Origin of the sequence: Persicobacter sp. CCB-QB2 (assembly GCF_001274635.1) — a bacterium.
In the GTDB taxonomy this organism is placed as follows: Bacteria; Bacteroidota; Bacteroidia; order Cytophagales; family Cyclobacteriaceae; genus Persicobacter; species Persicobacter diffluens.
This window is the reverse complement of sequence record NZ_LBGV01000001.1, coordinates 1,690,840-1,708,336: the sequence shown is the minus strand read 5'-3', so window position 1 is coordinate 1,708,336 and position 17,497 is coordinate 1,690,840. Positions and strand designations below refer to the sequence as shown.

The window sequence follows — 17,497 nt, the reverse complement described above, 5'->3', positions numbered from 1 at the left end:
TAGAATTTAAGACATTTTGAGGGCATGTACCTCATCCAATGCTGCCATCAACATCTTTAGTCGAATCTTTGCTTTCAGTGCAAAATGATTCAATCGCTCCTTGATTTTTAGTCGCTCTAATTGGAGATATGCTAAATTTGCAGTGAATATGTGATTACATTGTGACGTTTCCATTTTTGTTGGTGACTTGCCTAATAGGGCATTTTGTTTCAGTGACTTATGATATTCCTCTATTTTCCATCGTCCTTGATAGATCTTAGAGATTTGCTCGTAATCCATTGAGGTGTCATTCGTAATCAAAAATAGTTCCCCTTCTGAGCGGTCTTTGTTTGTAAAAACTTTTCGAACTAACTGAACATCAAAATCTAACCCTTTGATGTACACCGTTCGAAGCTCATTAGCTGTCATATTTAACGATTCTACCGATATGAATTTACCAGCAAGTTTGTCTTCATAACTTAAGGCTATTAGACGGTTTTTCTTTAGCGGACACACGAAGGTCCTCTTTAAATCTTTCTGAATGAATTTCAAATTATCATTTGCAGAAAACCACGTATCGAATAATATGTATTTACATTTTATTTGATTTACAAACACCAAACGACGCAGGATGTCCCTCATTAACTGATTTTTAGTCAAGCTACTACGAAATTTCCTATTCCCATTTTTATCAATATATGGTTGGTCTTTCCGAATAACATGAAATGCTATAGGACAATTAATGAATTCACCTCCCACTTCAATATTGTACAGGAAATTGAGCAAATTAATCCCCTTTACAGACATACCTTTTGTGTGATCAAAATGATAATTAATCACCTCATTAATAGTGCTGTAAAGTTTATCAACTATAGTGTCATCAATTATAATTGCGCCATTTTCAGATTCATGCTCACGCACAAAAGGCTTGACTTGTTTCCAAAATACTTTTTGATCCAAGCCTTCTTGGGCAAGACAGTCACTTATGTAATCATGCTTCATGGAATTATCAGTCAATGCAGACAACTCAGTAGCTGTAGCCTGACCGGAATTGGCCAATAAATAATCCACGTAAAGATCTATTGCATCTGACTTCTTCATGCTCCAAAGATATTTAGTAAATCATATAAAGTCAAAAAACAAGTTTTTGAGTAGCGAAAGGTCAGTTGATAATATTCGCATTAATGGAACAAGCTTCGTTCCTTAAAATGTCAAGGGCTCTTTGTTCATTACAGGAAACAGCAAAGCCGGATTCGCCTAATTTTAGCTGTCCAATTTTTTGAAGGGAATCCGTGGGGGTCATCCACTTTCTGACCTCAACATTACACTGGTTATAGGCAGTGGAGGTAGGTTCATAACCTGTACGGACCATGCGGTGGGTACAGTTACTCATAAATAAGAGGCATAGGCAGAGAAGAGTAAGGTTTTTCATAATTAAATGTGACAGTTAAAGAGATTACCAAATTATTTAACCCGAATTATTCACTAACTAATCGTAATAAGTTAATTTTTAGATCTTTATAATCTAATTTCTTTGATTTATCATAGCCCAAATTTGGGCAAGCTTGCTTTCTCCTCATTCATCTGTTTCGTTGGGAAAAACTCGAAATAGGTAAAATTCCATCATTTTTTCCGCTTTACAGCTAAACGTGGATTTAAGCATTAATAATCTGGTTAATAAATACAATAAACGAAATATTATATATATACTCAAAATATTTAAATGAATACCTCTATCTGTTTCATTGGGAAAAGGAGAAATAAAGAAATGCCTTAATTTTAACTGCCGTGCAGTTAAACGAGGGTTTAAGGCGTGTTTCATGCCAAAATCTGCAGCGTAATTTTTAAGTATTGCAGAAGCGAGACAGAATTATATTGAGAGAATAGCATCGTAATTGTTGAGAAATGCTCCTGGGAAAAAATAATCCGAATTAGGCAAGTATTAATTCCGGTAATATTAAAAGCATGCGATTCGAAACAAATCCGAATTGCCGACAAAGGGTTTGAATGATTTTCAACTATATCGCCACTATCCACTTTAAACAATCAGAATTTAATTCAGCTTTATTTCAGCTTTAGGTAATGAAATTTGGGGTTGAATATTTTTTTTGAAAATTGTCTATATTCTTCTGTAAGAAGGAAATAACTAGTATGAATTTTGACTTTATACACGAGTGTGTTTTTATTAATAGAGGAAAAAAGGACAAAAAATGAGGAAAAAAGTTTCGATTGCGCTGTTGATAGTTGCCATTTTATCTTCAGCGTGGTTTTTAAAAGGGGACAAAAAAGTAAAGACTGAATTGTATTTCGGACTGTCAGTTCCCGATGGGGGAGTGATTTCCAATGCGGATTGGGAAGTCTTTCGTGCCTCCCAGATCGATGCTCAACTATCCGGTTACAGCATTGTTTCTGCGGACGGTTACTGGACATCAGCAAATGGAAGTGCTGCTCAAGAGGGGAGTCGAATATTGATTTGTATTCATGAAGGTGACCAAAATGCTGCCTTGGATACATTGAGGGCACGTTATAAGCGACTGTTCCGGCAGGAAAGCGTTATGCGCATTGACCAAAAAGTGCGGGTTTCTTTTTGAAATATAGTACAAAAACAAGCCTGTGGCATTGAAAAACATTTTCTGTTTCTCCAGTATTTCTGTGCTATTTGCATGATTTTGCCAATCTGGCTAAATTAGTCGTCTAAATGCTGAACCCCTTCCATTATGCAAGAACTTCACCCCAAAATATATGCTCATATAGAAAAGGCCAGAAAAGAAAATTGGACCGAGCTTGATCTGTCCAATTTGGGGCTGGAGGATATTCCTCAGGAGGTTTTTGAAATTACCTCCCTAGAGGTATTGAAGGTGATGAACAATAAAATCCGTGGGATACCGGAGCGTATCCGCAAACTGGAAAATCTGCGACATTTGTATTTGTATAATAACCGGATCACGGATGTTAGCCCGGAATTGTTAATTGAAATGCCATATTTAGAGTGTTTCGATTTGGCTGATAATCCGATGGATTATCAATCCGCGGTGGACTTTTTCTGGGAGCATAACCGTTGGAAAGGGTATCGGGAGTGTCTGGCTGCCGTTAGGGATTTACAGGCTCAGCAGGAAAGGAAACGTTTTTCATGGAATAAACCCCTGCGAATGATTCCTATGGAATTATTTGAGATCGAAGAACTGGAGCATTTAGAAATTCATGCTTTTGAATTGAAGATGTTGTCCCCGGGAATTGGAAAGCTGAAGGAGCTAAAGGCTTTGAATTTAAGTGGTAATCAGCTGAATTCCCTGCCACAGGAGGTGTTGGAGTTAAGTAGCTTGAATCAAATCATTCTGGATCAGAATCAATTTAGGGAGTTTCCAGAGTATTTACTTCAAATGACGCAGCTGGAAGAAATTTCGCTTAATGAAAATCACCTAAAGACCATTCCAAAAGAAGTATTTAGCCTTCCTGCCTTGCAAAATCTTTATGCCTCCCAAAACCCATTTGAGGGATTTAATGCCGATGATATCGGGGAGATTATTCCTCGCTGGAAAGGGCATTCAATAGGGAGTGGTAGACGAGGTCAAACTTTTTATGTTGTTGTAAAATTTAACCCGAATTATTCACCGCTAGATTTAGTGATTTACTGTAAGTAGCTATTTTTTAGGATTTTACGATTAGTTTTGTCGAATTATCAAAAGCTCAAATTTGGGTAGGCTTGCTTTCTCCTCATTCATCTGTTTCGTTGGAAAAAACTCGAAATAGGAAAAATTCCTTCATTTTTCCCGCCTAGCGGCTAATCGAGGATTGAAGCATGAATAATCCGGGTTAATATTTTTGATATACACTTTTATATGTTTAGTCTGAGTCAAAGGTGCCCTGTGTTGAAAAAAATGAAGCACAATAGTGGACATTAGCAGCTAAAAATAACTCGCTAAAGTAGCATTTTACTTCCCGATACAGCCCGGGTAATCGCTCTTCACGGCCTCTCAGGGCATTTTTTGCTTCGATGGGGCGCGAAAAGGGCCGTTGCATTAATGGGGTAAAAATAAATTTTCGAAGGAAAAATATTTAAATTGGGACAAATAGACCTTTTAGGGGATTGAATGTTAATTATCTCATAAAATTGAATTCTTTACGGAAGTAATGATGGAAGCGATTTGATAATCCCTTCAGATTAATTAATGGTTGATTTGGCTTGTCAATCGAGTGGGGAATACCATTGGCCATTAATTGTAGCGGCTAAGTGAAAGTCGGTTCAGTCGGGCCCACCAGCATTTTTTATGGTAGTTAATTTTTCTGCGAGGTTTAAAATTCTGGCATTCCCTGTTTTTTTTAGAACTAAAAGTGCATAGCCCCTCCAATCCTGTCAAATGAGTTATGACTATAGGAATTTTCTCGATTCATCTGATGGCCTGATGAGTGGCTAGACTTCTAATTCGATTTATTTATTGCAGATCTGATAAGCACCTGATTCCCAGGTTATATTTTTGTTATTAAGGGAATGCATCACTCATCCGATAAAAAATGATATTGGCTAAAAACCAAGAATTTTGATTAAAGGAGATTCGGGTTTGAGAACTTTATTATTCAACCACAAAACGACTTAGGTTTGGATAAATGACTCGCCTTTAAAATTTCATTAAAAAATAAAAATCTCTAGGAATACTTTCCTCAAATAAGCTAATTTCTTATTAGCTTTATGAAAATTACTTCAACCTTACATGAGTACCAAGCAAGACGTCCTTCATAATAGTCCTCAAGTCCGTCAAAATCAGGAGCCTCAAAGGCAATCCTTTCAGGATTATCAGGAAATGCAGCAATCGGAAGAAGCGATGCTGCAGGATTTGCGGGCTGAGTTAGCTGCACATAAAAGCGGGAAGCCCAATAAGGCCGGGGCTGAAGTGCCTTTGGCCGAGCGAGATGCAGCCTATTATCAGCGCTACCCATTGGAAGAGATTAAAGATTTTTATATGGGGAGTCCGGAAAGCAGGGCGCAGGTGTTGAAAGCGAAGGGGATTGAAGTTCCGGAATTGCCGCATACGCCCATTACTCCTGTGGAAGAGCGGCGGGAGGACTTAGTGGCTGTGGCTCAGGAATTGGTACAGGAAAAGCAGACTCCGAATGCTTATGAAGTACAGGCTGGCGACCGTTTAGAAGTGATTGCGGCCAAATTTGGGGTGTCCGTTTCGGCCCTCAAGGCTGAAAATGCCGATGCTTTACAACAGTGGGGCAATATTGAAGGCTTTAATGCCGGGGCGACCATTGAGATTCCCAAAACTACTTCTAAAGTTCAGGGAGAGCAGGAAGCGCCGAAATTGTCAGAGGTAGTGAAGGAGCCGCAGGCGAAAAGCAAGAAAGAGGAAAAAGCGGAGGACATGAAAATGCTCATCGGAGATCAGTCTGTAGGCGATTTCACCAATTTGGTAGAGGGGGATGATAATCCTGACAGTCTCTATTTTAGTAGAAAGGCGCATTGGCCGGGAAAAAAATCCGGGGTGACCATCGGGAGGGGTTATGATCTTGGGCATAGAGGAACGAGTACTTTGATAGAGAATGAATTCAAACAGGCCGGAATCGCGATTAGTCCATGGAAATCCGCCATTGGATTGCGAGGGCTTGGCGCAAAAAACTGGCTGGAAGGAAATGCCGCTAAGTTACCCATCATTAGTCATCCGCAACAGAATGCCTTATTTCAACTAGCTTTTGCAGAGAAGAAATCTGATGCTAAGCGGATGGCGACTAAGGCGGATGTGACCGCCAAATATGGAGCAACGGATTGGGAAAAGCTTAATCCGATGATCAAAGAGATGCTTTTTGATTTGACTTACCGAGGGGATTATGAAAGAGATACACGGGAGTTTTTACAGCCGCATGTGGTGAAAAACGATCTGGAAGGATTTACCAAAGAAATGAAAAATCGCAGTCGTTGGTTAAAAGTATCGGATGACCGTTTTGATCAGCGGGTTGCCTTTTTGGAAGGTCGGGTGAAAGGCCTGGAGACTTCCAAAGATAAGACAGAAGAAAAAGCCGGCACTGAAAGCGCTGCTAAAAAGGCGGCCACTCCAACCATCTCGGCCGGAGTGGGAAGCGGAAGCGCGGCCAATAATAAAGCGGATGTACTATTGATTCAGGCACGTCTTCATGCATTAGGATTGCTTTCCCCAACCGCTTATGCGGATGAAAAAGCCAAGGCTGAGGCCGTTGAGACCGCAGTGGATCAGAAAGATTTGAAAGCAACCATTGCCGCGATCTATAAATTTCAGCAGCAAGTATTGCATTGGTCTAGTTCGGATGGAAATATCGGCGGCGCTTCCAGCAAGACGCTTGCTGAATTGAATGGCACCGCTTGCACCGCGGAATATGTGAAGCAGCGGATTGAGCAATATCCGCAGGTGAAGGCGGAACGGGAAAAACGAGCGAGGGAAAAAGCTTATCAGGACCAGTTAGCGGCAGATGAGGCGGCAAAGGCTGCTCCTGATTTTGTGCCGGGGCCTGTGGTACTTCCGGAAAAAGACGAGACTGATTTTATGTGGAAGCCAAATCTTTGGACACCTCAAAATAAAAATGAGTCACCTGTAAAGGAATTTGTTCCCAAAACTGCAGACCAGCTTTTGGATGATACCAATTCCCGTTTCCATGCGCTGAATTTTTTAGATAAGGATTTTTCCAAACTTGGAAAGGAGTTAAGAAAGTATGGAAAGGATCATGAAAATGTGATTTTTGAAATTATAGATCAGCAGAAATCTCAGGATAGGGATGATCTGGTGATGGCTATTTTGGATGGGGTTACAGATTATAGTATTTTTTCCAAATCAATTTTAAACAGATTTAAGATTGAGTTAGCGAGTGGTTGGGATTCAAAAGAAGAACAAGCAAAAGTAAGGGCTATCAATACTTATTTGGGGATTAATGATTCAGAGATTTCCATTTTTGAAAATCAAGATGAATTAATAGTACCAATACGAAATACTGACTCGGATTATTTAAGATCGTTAAAGGAGAAGAATTTTGATACAGTATCAGGCAAATTGATTATAGTTAAAGGATCGGACGTGTGGTTAAGAACTGCCGATCTAAAACCAGCCAAAGATAAAGATGGAGTGCAGTTGAAGTTAACAAAGGGGAGTGAAATTTCTATTTCCGAAATCAGAACTATTCATCAAAAGCCTACTGCAACTCAATTATCAAAGGGAGATAAAAGTTTTAGGTCTAGAAAAGTTTATGGAAAGGTTAGTGGGACAAGTCATTGGGTAAATATTTCAAATGCTAATTTTGGAAACCAATTAAATGATGAATTTTTTGGGGTTACCAAAGCCCAAGATTCTTTTTCGACAGAAGCAAACCATAAGACGATAATTGATAAAAAGCCCATTCTTAGGATTAGAGAGGATAAGAATGGAGTGGTTAGTTTTAAAAAAACGAATACAAACTTTACAATGGGTGATTTTGTGAAGGTGCTTAATACTGAAAAGGATAGTGGGGGAAATGAGTACGCAAATGTAGTAAAATGTATTTATGACCAGGAAAAGGGCACTTATTCTGAAGACACTTCTCTAAAGGGTTGGACGGCTGTTTCCAATTTCATCAATAATTGGACTGATATTTACGCACCTACTGCGCAATGGAGGAAGGGAGAATTTCAAGGACATGCTGATATCGTTGAGACCATCCATAATACTGGCCAAATACTGCTGAATAGTGCAGGAGAGGCGTTTTTGAATATGGTGGATAAGGCTCAAAAAGATAGTGTTTTTGAAGTGGTTTCTGACCTTCAGAGAGCAAATCCTGAAATATTAGGTTTTTCAAGTGGTTTCAGGACTTTTTCACAACAACAGGAAATGAACGTAAGGCAAAAGGGAGGAGATTCTGGAATTAATGGCGCAGCACCGGCAGGAAGGTCAAACCACCAATCAGGAGTGGCTTTTGATTTGGGTAATGCTGATTATTTTAGGTCTTTAGGTTATAAAACTAACAAACTACCTTCGGAGGGGATGAGTGCCAAGACCAAAAAAATAGATAAGTGGCTACGTAAAAATGCACCCGATTTTGGTTTTGCAATTACTGTTTCAAAGCCAAATGAAAAACATCATTGGGAGTATGTAGGAGAGCGTATGAAAACAAAAAACACCTATGTTGACTTTAGCTTGAAAGGGGAAGCACCTGAAAAAGATGAGTCTTCAAGTATTCGTTTTGATAAAAGTAAAAATCAAGAGTTTAAATTTGAGAAAGACTAATGAGGAAGATGTTTATGAGATTTTTAAAAGTAGCTATTCTTCTTTTCCTGTTAAGTGGTTGTTCTTCCGGATCGGATTTTTCGAAAGCAAAAATGTTTATGCAATTTGAAGATTCAACTTGGAAGATAAATGAAAATATAGATTTAATTTCTTCAGATTCAATTTTTGATATTACAGGAAAGGATCATGTTAATTATTGTCACTACAATCCTATGAGTGACGTTTCTCCTTATAATCACCAAGCTGTCTATGAGAATCATCGGGAAGTAAAGATTTTCATTTATAATTTTAGTAGGCCAATTAAAGTGTTTGTAGAAGGGAAATTTTTTATTCGAGGAGCTTCCAATCTTGAATCCTATTGGTCAAAAGAATTTGTTCCAATTTATAGTGATTCTTTAAAAGCCGATGTTATAGAGCTTAGCAAAGAAACTGGATTTAAGTTTCAATTTGATGATGCCAAAATTTCCTTGTGGTCTGGTGATGAAATGCTTTATTTTGCTAAATTTAATGGGAGAGAATGCAGCGATACAGTCCTTTCAGTGAATGAAGGGGACTAGCCCGTCGGTTGTTTCAATGTGGAATAAATCTCCAAAATTCACCATTTTAAGTAAATTTATTGCCCTCTGCCGTTAGCCGAACTGGCAAGTAATCGTCGTCTTCGAACATGGAAGTCAAAAGTTTAATATTGAATTTCAGAGGCAAATCTATCTAATCCGTGGGGTGATTTATTGGTGGGGCTTAGTGTAGGTTGTCGAAAATCCTTTAATGTGAGGAAATCACCCCCTGTTCTAATCACGCCAGAGCCATTCTTCAGCAAGAAACCAGCTATCTGTCCGGAATATTCGACAGCCTAGGCTTAGTGATGCTTCCTCGGCTCGCTCTATTACATTGACCTGGGAAGGGAAAAGGAAAAAGTAATTATCGAGAAGTAGGCTTTGATATTCGAAAATACTACGGCAGAGGGGGATAAAGGCGAAGATTATATTTGAAAATGGGCGGATGTGTCAAAGATTAAACGATGCAGTTATATATGAAAAGAAATGATGTGATAACTTTAATGCTTTCATTATTTTTTTGTATTTCTTATGATGCGAAAGCGCAAGAAAAATGGCAAAAAGAAATAGTGAATCCAGATGATGTAGAATCATATTTTATGTTGCTCAATAAGGAGCATATTTTTTGTGATGGCGAAATAGTTGAAACCTATAAATCAAGGGAGGAATTAATCACCAAATGTGACCTTAAGAATGGCTATATCGAATATTTGGCCAGTGGTAAATGTGTTCTGTTTAAAAATAGAAAAAAAGGAATTGATATTATAGCGATTGAGCAATTGTGCACGCAAGGCTCTAATTGCAGCCCAGTTAATGGTTTTTTTACTTATGATAAATCAAATAGAACCTGGAGAAGACAAGATGTATTTCCATATGATAAGGTCAATGAGGTTTTAGAAGAGCTTCTTGGAGATAACGATTTTTGTTTAAGGCTAAAATTACCGCAATTTGGAACAAAAATAATAGCTTTTGTGGAGCACGATCCTCGTATAAGTATTGAAGTTAAATGGAATGGAGAGCAGTTCATTCTTTGATTATTATGGTAAGTAAACTCGTTATATTTTTTAGCATTTGCTATTTTTTCTCTCTTAGTACATTTGCCCAAGAGGTTGAAATTTTACCATGTGAATGTTGTGGTAATTCAGAATTGAAAAAGGTATCTGAATTCGAAAATATAGACATTAGCCTCTATTATTCTTTTGATGGAAGCTCGAGTAATTGGTGTACTAGTTATCTGAAGCCTGGTGGAATTGCACCTAAAAATCCAACCCAGGATGAAATTGTAAAAGCCTATGAACTAGACGACCCTGATATAATCGAAGAGCTCGAGGCTCAAAGAAGGGATTTTGTTAATTGGTCCTGTAAGTATAGTCCCTTACAACTTCAGGCTGATCATAATTCAGCTTGGGTCGAGGGGGTTGAGGGTTCCGGTGCCGGGGAAATAGTACTTACTTTTTTGGACATATTTAAACCGATTGAGATTTGGGCAGGTTATGGGAAATCCCCTGGCTTATTCTCTGCAAATAATAGACCTCATAACATTAATGTTTATGTTTTGCAGGTTGATTCATCTGAAGATACTGAGAACGGGAAATTATTTTCTGGCCTGACAAGGGTGGCTGTTCATCAAATAGCTTTAAAAGATTTTAATGGATTTCAGGATGTTGATTTAGATCTTCCGAGAACTTAGATAGATCAAAAGACTATTTAATTGCGATTGAGCTAATTGACGTCTATGCTGGAAGAAAATACAATGATACTTGTATTTCAGTAATACGAAATAAGTAAGATGCTCTTTACATTGAAGCAAAAAAATAGCCTAAGAAACTCTAATGGTTATTTTTCATTTAATCGCGCGCTCTTTCGGTTTGGTAAGGTCAACTCCAGGTTAACAATGCCCTTTTGAGTGTTCAGATAAGAGAGTTTCTTCTTCAAAACAAGAGTTGTTAGATTTTGAAAGTTAGCAATGAGGAGATTACTATTTATTGTGTTTTTGGTTTTTAGTCAGATTTCTGTAGCTCAAGGATTGACGGGTGAATATCAAGAAGTAGCAAAATTAATTAAAGATGCCAGCGATTGGAAAATTGCCTACTTGGGTGATAGCATCTGGGATTTTTATGATTATGATAATATAAAAGTCAATGCCAGTTTGATTCATGAAGCATCAATGAAGATGGGTTTCTTTTCTACAAGTTTTTTAGATAAACAAAAGCAAAGAGGGGAGGAACTGAAATTTGGTATAAATATGAATTTTATGTTCATATTTAGCGAGGTTTTCCTGCCGTTCAAACGGCTAATTGAGGATAATCCAATTGATCGATCTTTCGTAAAGGTATCACCAGACGAATACCTTTACTTGTGTGACTTTAACAAGGTGGCTTCTCCAGGAAGTGTGCCAACTTATGGCCATGATGAAGAATGGCAATATCTATATGATGTCAGCCCCGAAGGGAAAGAATGGCTGTTTTCGGTTAAGGTAGTGAAAGAGGATGGGAAGTGGAAGATAGATGATATGCGGGAAAGGTTTGATGTCTTACCTGAAATTGATGCCAAACGAAAAAAGCTACTTTCCGATTTAGGATCGCCGGAATTAATGGAAGGTAATCGGGTAGTGACCAGCAAGTGCATTGGGAAAGAGGCTTTAACCATTATTATGTACTGTGATGAAATCTATAGTAGTATAAAGGCTGTTTCCTCTGAAGGGGAGCCTTTCCTGGATTATCCGGCTTTTGAAGAAGAAGACCTTCAGGTGGCAGGTTATTGGCCACTTGGAAAATCCTTTATTTTATTGTTGGTGAAGAGCCCAATGGATTTAGGGAGTCAAGTGGTATATGGAGTGCCTGTAGATAACGAGGGGAAAGTTTATCCTGCCCGAATTCTTTCCGGCGTAAATGGTGGAAGTGGATATTCCATGGAGGTAGAAACTGTACGTCCGATGGATATGACCGATATTTTGGAGGGCTGGAATTTGGAGTATCAAAAGAAAATGGATGGCTCTCCTGAGCAAAAAGTATATGGATTTCAGCGTGGAAAATGGAGTGTTACCAGGGTGAAGTAATAGTTTGATAAAAAGGGCCAGCAGGAAAGTCATGCTCTGTTTTAATAAAATCCAAAGGCCGGCGTTCTGCTGGCCTTATTCATGCCCTGAACTTTAGGTGGGCTTCGTCTGCACCTTTTCAGTAATGTGTACCAAAGGGAACGCCAGGGTAAAGCTTGTGAATTATTTAAAAATTTGTTATGAGATATCAGCTTAAATTAAGCATTGTGGTGATCATTTTCTTGCTTGCCTCATGTGAAGGGAGGAAAGTAAAAGAGGGAGGTCCAAAAGAAAATTTTCCTCAATTGATTAGCATGGTAAATAGCATCAGCGAATATTCGGTTGATTATAGTCCAACTTGGAATAAATGGCTTTATAATAGCTTAGGTGCCGAATATTCAATCGTACAGGACGATTATGATCATTATGAGGCGTTTTTAGAAGAAGCGATGTATTCGGTTGAATATGACACCACATCCCATTTTTTAAAAGTAAAAGCGCTTCCAGGAGGAGCGGGAAGCTATGAAGAAAATTATTACTTACTTGATAGCAATTCCGTTTTGAGTATCCGTATTGCTGAAGACGCAACATTGGGAATAGAGCAATCCATAAAGCTTTTAAGGTATTCGGGCTTAGAAGTGACTTCCGAAGAGGTCGTTTTCGATAATTTCGGCAATCGTGATCTGAATATTAATCCGGTAGCTCACTTTCTGGGTAAAAGTGAAGAAGCAGCAGCCCTTCTTGTGCAAAATAGGGTTTATGTCACTTATATTTATTCACAACAAAACCAACAACTTACAGGTGTATTAAGACTAGCGGCTGCAGTGGATTCGGAAGATAATACCATTAGTTTTAAAAGTAGGGACGAACTTCAATTAGACAATGAGCCGCAGCATGGGTCGGTCTTTAAGTGGGATGGTCAAAAATTTACGCACCATTAGGTGTTTTCCACAGGCCGCTATCCCAAATTTCGGCAGACTAACAATGTTTTCTTTTCATTTTTTTAGGCGTTTGTAGGGTTAATGGTACTTAGCTTCTTTAAGGTTTAGCTATAAGTTGATTTTGAGTGTTATAGCATATTTTATATTATTATATGAGGGAATGATTACCCCACTATTTATTTCATATAAGCACTCGGTATGGAAATCACCAAATCATCAAAAGTAAAAAAGGCATACGTTGCCGGCCATTATTTAGAGGGGAAAAACATCAGGAATCTTCATATTGGGATCAGCATAGGGAATCAGCAGCAAAGAGGGGATTATTTGGAAGCTACCATAGCTTATGCCAATCGAAATTTTGATTACTGTTTGATTAATATTGCTGATACCAGCCAGCGGCATAACTTAATGATGGAGAATCGGGAGGAAAGCGCGGCTTACTCGGAAGCATTGAGTTGGGGTGATCAGTGGTTGTTTGATAATTTGCGATATATTGAAAAACTTTCAATTCCTTACAAAGTTACCCGTTGGGATCATTGGAGACTACATCCCGATTTTCCGGAAGTTTTGGAAGGCTATTACAATCTATATGAAAATAATTCTTCTTTTCAGGAGCTTGCTCACCTTGACCTTGCCCGATTTACAGATGCTCATCTGGATAAATTGAACCATTTATTAACCAGAGAAGAGCTGGAGAGGAGGTGTGTCAATTATTTATTAGAGGAACTAAGTGTTTGGACGATTATGGGCCGCAGTGGAAAATACCTTAAGGCTTATCCCGCAAAACCCTTCAAAACTGTTTTGGCATTGTCCAGCCAAAAATATGATGCCCCACAGGGAATTGAGAATATCGTTTTTGCCAGAATCAATTTTAATAAGTAGGCATTTTTGTGGTTTACTCAGTATAGCCCTTTTGCCGATTATTAAATACTGGTGATATTAAAAACTTTTATAACCAACACTAAAAAACCTAAAATTCCAGCTAATTCCAGTAACCAAATGATTTTTTGGTTTCCCCTGGTAGCTGCTTGTAAGATGAATTCAGCTACTAAGAGAAGAATTGTAAATGCTGTTAGAAAATGGGTGAAATGTCTGTACCATTCACCCATTGTTGATCCTACCACATACCTATGAATGAGGTGTAATATTGATATCGTCCCGAGGATGGTAAAAGGAGTGATCAATTTCAGGTACCCCTTTATTTTGGTTGCTTTATTCATGATGCATCATCTTTTCGTTTCACTTGGTCCAGCGTTAAATTATGGTGATCCCTCCAATTTCTCCAACCGTTAGCGCTTCTGCCTAGCACCTGAGAGGCTGCTGCAGATGGGGAGTTGAAAAGAAAGTCTTCCTGAAATTCGTAACTATCCCCTTTTTCGATCAGGATCTTATCTGCAATTAATTTTGACCTCTGATTTCGTAGTGGATCTCCGGCAGAGGGCTTTAATTCCTTTGCGGCCAGTGAGTGCTTATAAACTACAAATCCATCCTCCTGATATTCGCCTTTAGCATCTGCTATTTTTCCCTTACAGAAAAATATTTCCTTATTATCTGATCCTTTTGTCAATGGCTCCTTCTTTAGCGATTCGAAAACGGTAAAACCTAAGGTGGAAAGCAGGATTTTAATCGTGTCAAAATTATCCAGCAGATCCGCTTCAAGGGTTTCGGGAATGCTAAAGGCCTTTGGGTTTGCACTGTTTTCTAACTTGAATCTCCCAATGCCAGCCGCTTTTTGAATAGCCAATTGTTCCAGGTATTCAATATGTGTTTGCGTAAAACTTTCGGTTTTGGAGACGATCATTACCGCATAATTCCAAAAATCCTTTTTCTGGTCATGAGTTTTGATGCGCTCCATTACATTTCTGGACTGGCCGATGTAAACCAAAGGCTTGGAGGAGGATTCATTTTCACCTAAAAGAAAGTACAGTCCAGGGCGGTAAACTTCCTTCCGCTCCTGGGCTTCCTTCATCTTGTTTCGGGGAATGAATACCGCCTGTTCAATATTACTGGTAATATCGGCTATTTTGATGCCTCTCGGTGTTCCGTCGGTTAAAAATACCTGAATGGTCTTTCCTCTCATGGTTTGGGCTAATGAATGAAAAATGATAGCTAAGTTAAGGGATCGGATTAAAAATGAAAATGGATTTTTCGGTCTGTATTACTATATAAAAAAATCCATGAGTCACTATTTATTACTTCAGTTTTCCCATTATATTTACTGTACTCCCTGATTCGTTTCACTTCCCATGGAGGATTTTTTGCAAAAATATTTTTTTAACAACAAAGCTATTAATATGGTTGAATCGGAAATTCAAAATTCATTGACCTTTTCTTATGACAGAGTTCAAAAAATCAGTATTAATTGGTTTATTTTTCACGAACTCAAAAAGAACAATTTCAGCACATCAGCCGACAAATTTGTGATAAATTCTTTCAAGAAGGTTAGATTGATTGAATCTAATAAAGAATTTTTTGAAAAAATATTTTGGGAAGTGCTTAAAAAAGGGGGGTACTATCAATTCAAAGGAGCGATTCCTGAAGTGATTCAAAATTTCTCAGAGCAGGATGTTTCTGATACTGATGCATTAGCTGATTTATCCGTTAGTTTGACTGAAGATTTTTGCAAGAGCCATAATAATGCTCAGGGGAATGTCAATGATGGAGTGTTGATCCTTTCTAAAGCAAACGTTGAATATAAACTTGACGATTCTATTGAGTCTGTTAATCTGGTATTTTTATTAAAAATTGATAGTAGCACAGCCATATCTTATGAAGTGATTGAGGTGGATGGAGATAAAGAAGTTAAGTTAAAAAATAACACAACTAGTATTACTGAAAGTCAAAAACATATTCAAAAAGTGGCTATTATAAGTACAAGGAGAGAATTTAATTGGGGGGTAATCGCAAAGGATAGAAGTAGTATTTATATCCCTGCCTATTTTTCCAATTTTCTTAATGTTGCCCTAGATGCAGAATATGGTAGGACTTTAACCAAGAAAGTTTTAACTGGGGTAAGGTCAGCTGTTAGGACGATTAAGAGGGCTGAGGAGTTAGATGAAGATGTAAAAAAAATAGATTTTAATAGAAAAGCTAGGATTTGTTTATTGGCAAATAGCCATTTCCAAGAAGATTCTTTTATAGAAGCGGTATGTGATGAAGTATCCGAGGAAAATCGAGGTGTAGTTAGTGGGTGTTTCAAACAAGCCCTAAGGGATCAGGCTGTTCTAGGTCAAGAGTTTGAAGTGGATAGGATGAGTGTTTATAGGTTAGATAAAAAATTTAAAACGCCTTGGTTAGCGATTAATTGGAACTCAGATGAGATTAAGATAGAACGTAGTGATGAGGGTAACGGGAAATCTAAATTGATAATACAAGTACCAACTACAGATTTGGGGAATGAGAATTTTAATTGATTTTCTTGAAATTTTATCAAGAGGACAGTTCGATGTTGACGATCAATTATCATATTTTACCGCCACCACGAATGATATTGGTTCTATTTCTTCTTTAAGGACTTTTTATGAATCTCATGGGGATTTAGGGGGTTTTGGTTTTAGGTTTATCGATATACTGAATAACGAGCCTATTACAGATGAATTTGAACATGACATTGATTCGCTGAAAGTTAATTTAAATAAAGAAAAAGTATCGAATGATAAATATTTCTTTTTTTCCATTAATGATTTTGTGGCATACCTAAAGACTATTAACCCTTTGGATCTTAGCCTTCCATTCAGTGGTCATCAAGTTTTTTTTGCTATTGGTGACTTGGATGAAGAAATCAAGGCAAAAAATATAAATATAGTTCCTCTCATTGATTTTGATTCAGACTTCGAAGCTATTGATAATAATCAGCCAATACCAAGTTATATCGAGATTCAACAGCAGATTAAGTTTCATTGTCAGGCACTTATTAATCCAAACGTGTTTTATATAGATACCACCCTTACTGGGGTAGCTAAACCTATTCACAAGCAGCTTAACAAGCTTTTGTGTTTGTCATTGTTAGCTACACTGACGCATGAAATTTTTTCTTCCAGAATTGGGGATGAGGTGCTGATTAAAGGGAATAAAAGAATTGAAATTCCGTTGTATAATGGTGCAGGCCTAAGAATTAATGATCGAGATTATATAAACAAACTATTAACGATCGTTTCGTGGGTATATGAACGAAATGACCATGACTTAAGGCTTCGAATTTTTGCTAGGCAGTTTGATGATAAATACGCAAATAAGGATTATGTTTTCTTAGTTGCTGAACAAGGGGCCGAAGCACTTGTTAGAGCACAGGATGCATATTTTGCCGTGATTGCCCAAAGAATAGAGGAATTTGATAAGGAGTATCGTACGGTTTTAACTGAGGTTAGTAATTATTATGACCAAATTCTAGCCAATATTAATTCATTCATTAGAGGAACTACACGTGATTTTTTAGCTTCCCTATTTTTACTAGGGGTAAATTGGGTTAAGTTGATCGACACTTCAGAAAGTAGCGTTAAATTAGATTTGATCGCCAAACTATTGCCATGGTATTTTATCGGCTCGTTGATTCTTCAACTCACCGGTAGTTGGTACGGTGTATGTAATCAGTCGAAACTCTTGAAAAAAAGAATTGAAGAGGAGCATTACTTTTCCAGTACTATCAAGTCGAAGTTAGATAAAAAAAGGAAAAAGACATTGCGATTACTCATCCTTCCCTCAATTTTATTAAGCTTGCTTTATGGCATAGCGGCTTTATTCTTACTTAGGTGTATTTGATTTGTA

At 37.9% G+C, this 17,497-nt stretch carries 15 protein-coding genes; 11 read left to right on the top strand and 4 right to left on the bottom strand.

Going from position 1 to position 17,497, the window contains the following annotated elements; all coding sequences use genetic code 11:
* Positions 1-6: 6 nt before the first annotated feature.
* Together NG22_RS07780 and NG22_RS07775 are read right to left on the bottom strand one after the other, a co-directional pair.
* Positions 7-1,080 (bottom strand): transposase, encoded by a 1,074-nt coding sequence (locus NG22_RS07780; protein WP_053405226.1) that lies wholly within the window; start codon positions 1,078-1,080, stop codon positions 7-9.
* 61 nt (positions 1,081-1,141) lie between these two features.
* Complete coding sequence (locus NG22_RS07775) at positions 1,142-1,372, bottom strand: hypothetical protein (protein ID WP_157600926.1); 231 nt, start codon at positions 1,370-1,372, stop codon at positions 1,142-1,144.
* Between the two features lie 817 nt (positions 1,373-2,189).
* Here NG22_RS07775 and NG22_RS07770 point away from each other — a divergent pair.
* The 9 genes from NG22_RS07770 (at position 2,190) to NG22_RS07730 (ending at position 13,615) form a co-directional block, all read left to right on the top strand.
* Entirely contained in the window at positions 2,190-2,570 is a 381-nt protein-coding gene (locus NG22_RS07770) for a DUF3574 domain-containing protein (RefSeq protein WP_053405224.1), read from the top strand.
* Between the two features lie 126 nt (positions 2,571-2,696).
* Entirely contained in the window at positions 2,697-3,620 is a 924-nt protein-coding gene (locus tag NG22_RS07765; protein WP_053405223.1) for a leucine-rich repeat domain-containing protein, read from the top strand.
* Positions 3,621-4,688: 1,068 nt separating this feature from the next.
* Positions 4,689-8,201 (top strand): D-alanyl-D-alanine carboxypeptidase family protein, encoded by a 3,513-nt coding sequence (locus tag NG22_RS07760; protein WP_053405222.1) that lies wholly within the window; start codon positions 4,689-4,691, stop codon positions 8,199-8,201.
* A 14-nt stretch (positions 8,202-8,215) separates the two neighbouring features.
* Complete coding sequence (locus NG22_RS07755; protein WP_157600925.1) at positions 8,216-8,758, top strand: hypothetical protein; 543 nt, start codon at positions 8,216-8,218, stop codon at positions 8,756-8,758.
* 473 nt (positions 8,759-9,231) lie between these two features.
* Positions 9,232-9,789: a hypothetical protein gene (locus tag NG22_RS07750; RefSeq protein WP_157600924.1), complete on the top strand. Its 558-nt coding sequence runs from the start codon at positions 9,232-9,234 to the stop codon at positions 9,787-9,789.
* A complete protein-coding gene (locus NG22_RS07745; protein WP_053405219.1) occupies positions 9,762-10,445 on the top strand; it encodes a hypothetical protein in 684 nt (227 codons plus the stop codon). The genes NG22_RS07750 and NG22_RS07745 overlap by 28 nt, the downstream gene beginning before the upstream one ends.
* A 276-nt stretch (positions 10,446-10,721) precedes the next feature.
* Positions 10,722-11,813 (top strand): hypothetical protein, encoded by a 1,092-nt coding sequence (locus tag NG22_RS07740; RefSeq protein WP_157600923.1) that lies wholly within the window; start codon positions 10,722-10,724, stop codon positions 11,811-11,813.
* A gap of 179 nt (positions 11,814-11,992) precedes the next feature.
* Positions 11,993-12,733: a hypothetical protein gene (locus tag NG22_RS07735; RefSeq protein ID WP_053405217.1), complete on the top strand. Its 741-nt coding sequence runs from the start codon at positions 11,993-11,995 to the stop codon at positions 12,731-12,733.
* Positions 12,734-12,931: 198 nt separating this feature from the next.
* Positions 12,932-13,615, top strand: a complete 684-nt coding sequence (locus NG22_RS07730) for a tRNA-dependent cyclodipeptide synthase (protein ID WP_053405216.1) — start codon at positions 12,932-12,934, stop codon at positions 13,613-13,615.
* A gap of 41 nt (positions 13,616-13,656) precedes the next feature.
* Here the strand turns inward: NG22_RS07730 and NG22_RS07725 are convergent, their stop codons facing one another.
* Both NG22_RS07725 and NG22_RS07720 read right to left on the bottom strand, forming a co-directional pair.
* The gene (locus NG22_RS07725) at positions 13,657-13,953 is read right to left on the bottom strand and encodes a hypothetical protein (protein ID WP_053405215.1); all 297 of its coding nucleotides are present in this window, start codon (positions 13,951-13,953) and stop codon (positions 13,657-13,659) included.
* Positions 13,950-14,813: a GIY-YIG nuclease family protein gene (locus NG22_RS07720; protein WP_053405214.1), complete on the bottom strand. Its 864-nt coding sequence runs from the start codon at positions 14,811-14,813 to the stop codon at positions 13,950-13,952. The genes NG22_RS07725 and NG22_RS07720 overlap by 4 nt, the downstream gene beginning before the upstream one ends.
* A 166-nt stretch (positions 14,814-14,979) precedes the next feature.
* On the opposite strand from NG22_RS07720, the gene NG22_RS07715 reads away from it, so the two are divergent.
* Positions 14,980-16,146 (top strand): hypothetical protein, encoded by a 1,167-nt coding sequence (locus tag NG22_RS07715; protein ID WP_053405213.1) that lies wholly within the window; start codon positions 14,980-14,982, stop codon positions 16,144-16,146.
* Positions 16,130-17,491 (top strand): hypothetical protein, encoded by a 1,362-nt coding sequence (locus NG22_RS07710; RefSeq protein ID WP_053405212.1) that lies wholly within the window; start codon positions 16,130-16,132, stop codon positions 17,489-17,491. Before NG22_RS07715 ends, NG22_RS07710 begins: the two co-directional genes overlap by 17 nt.
* Positions 17,492-17,497: the final 6 nt, after the last annotated feature.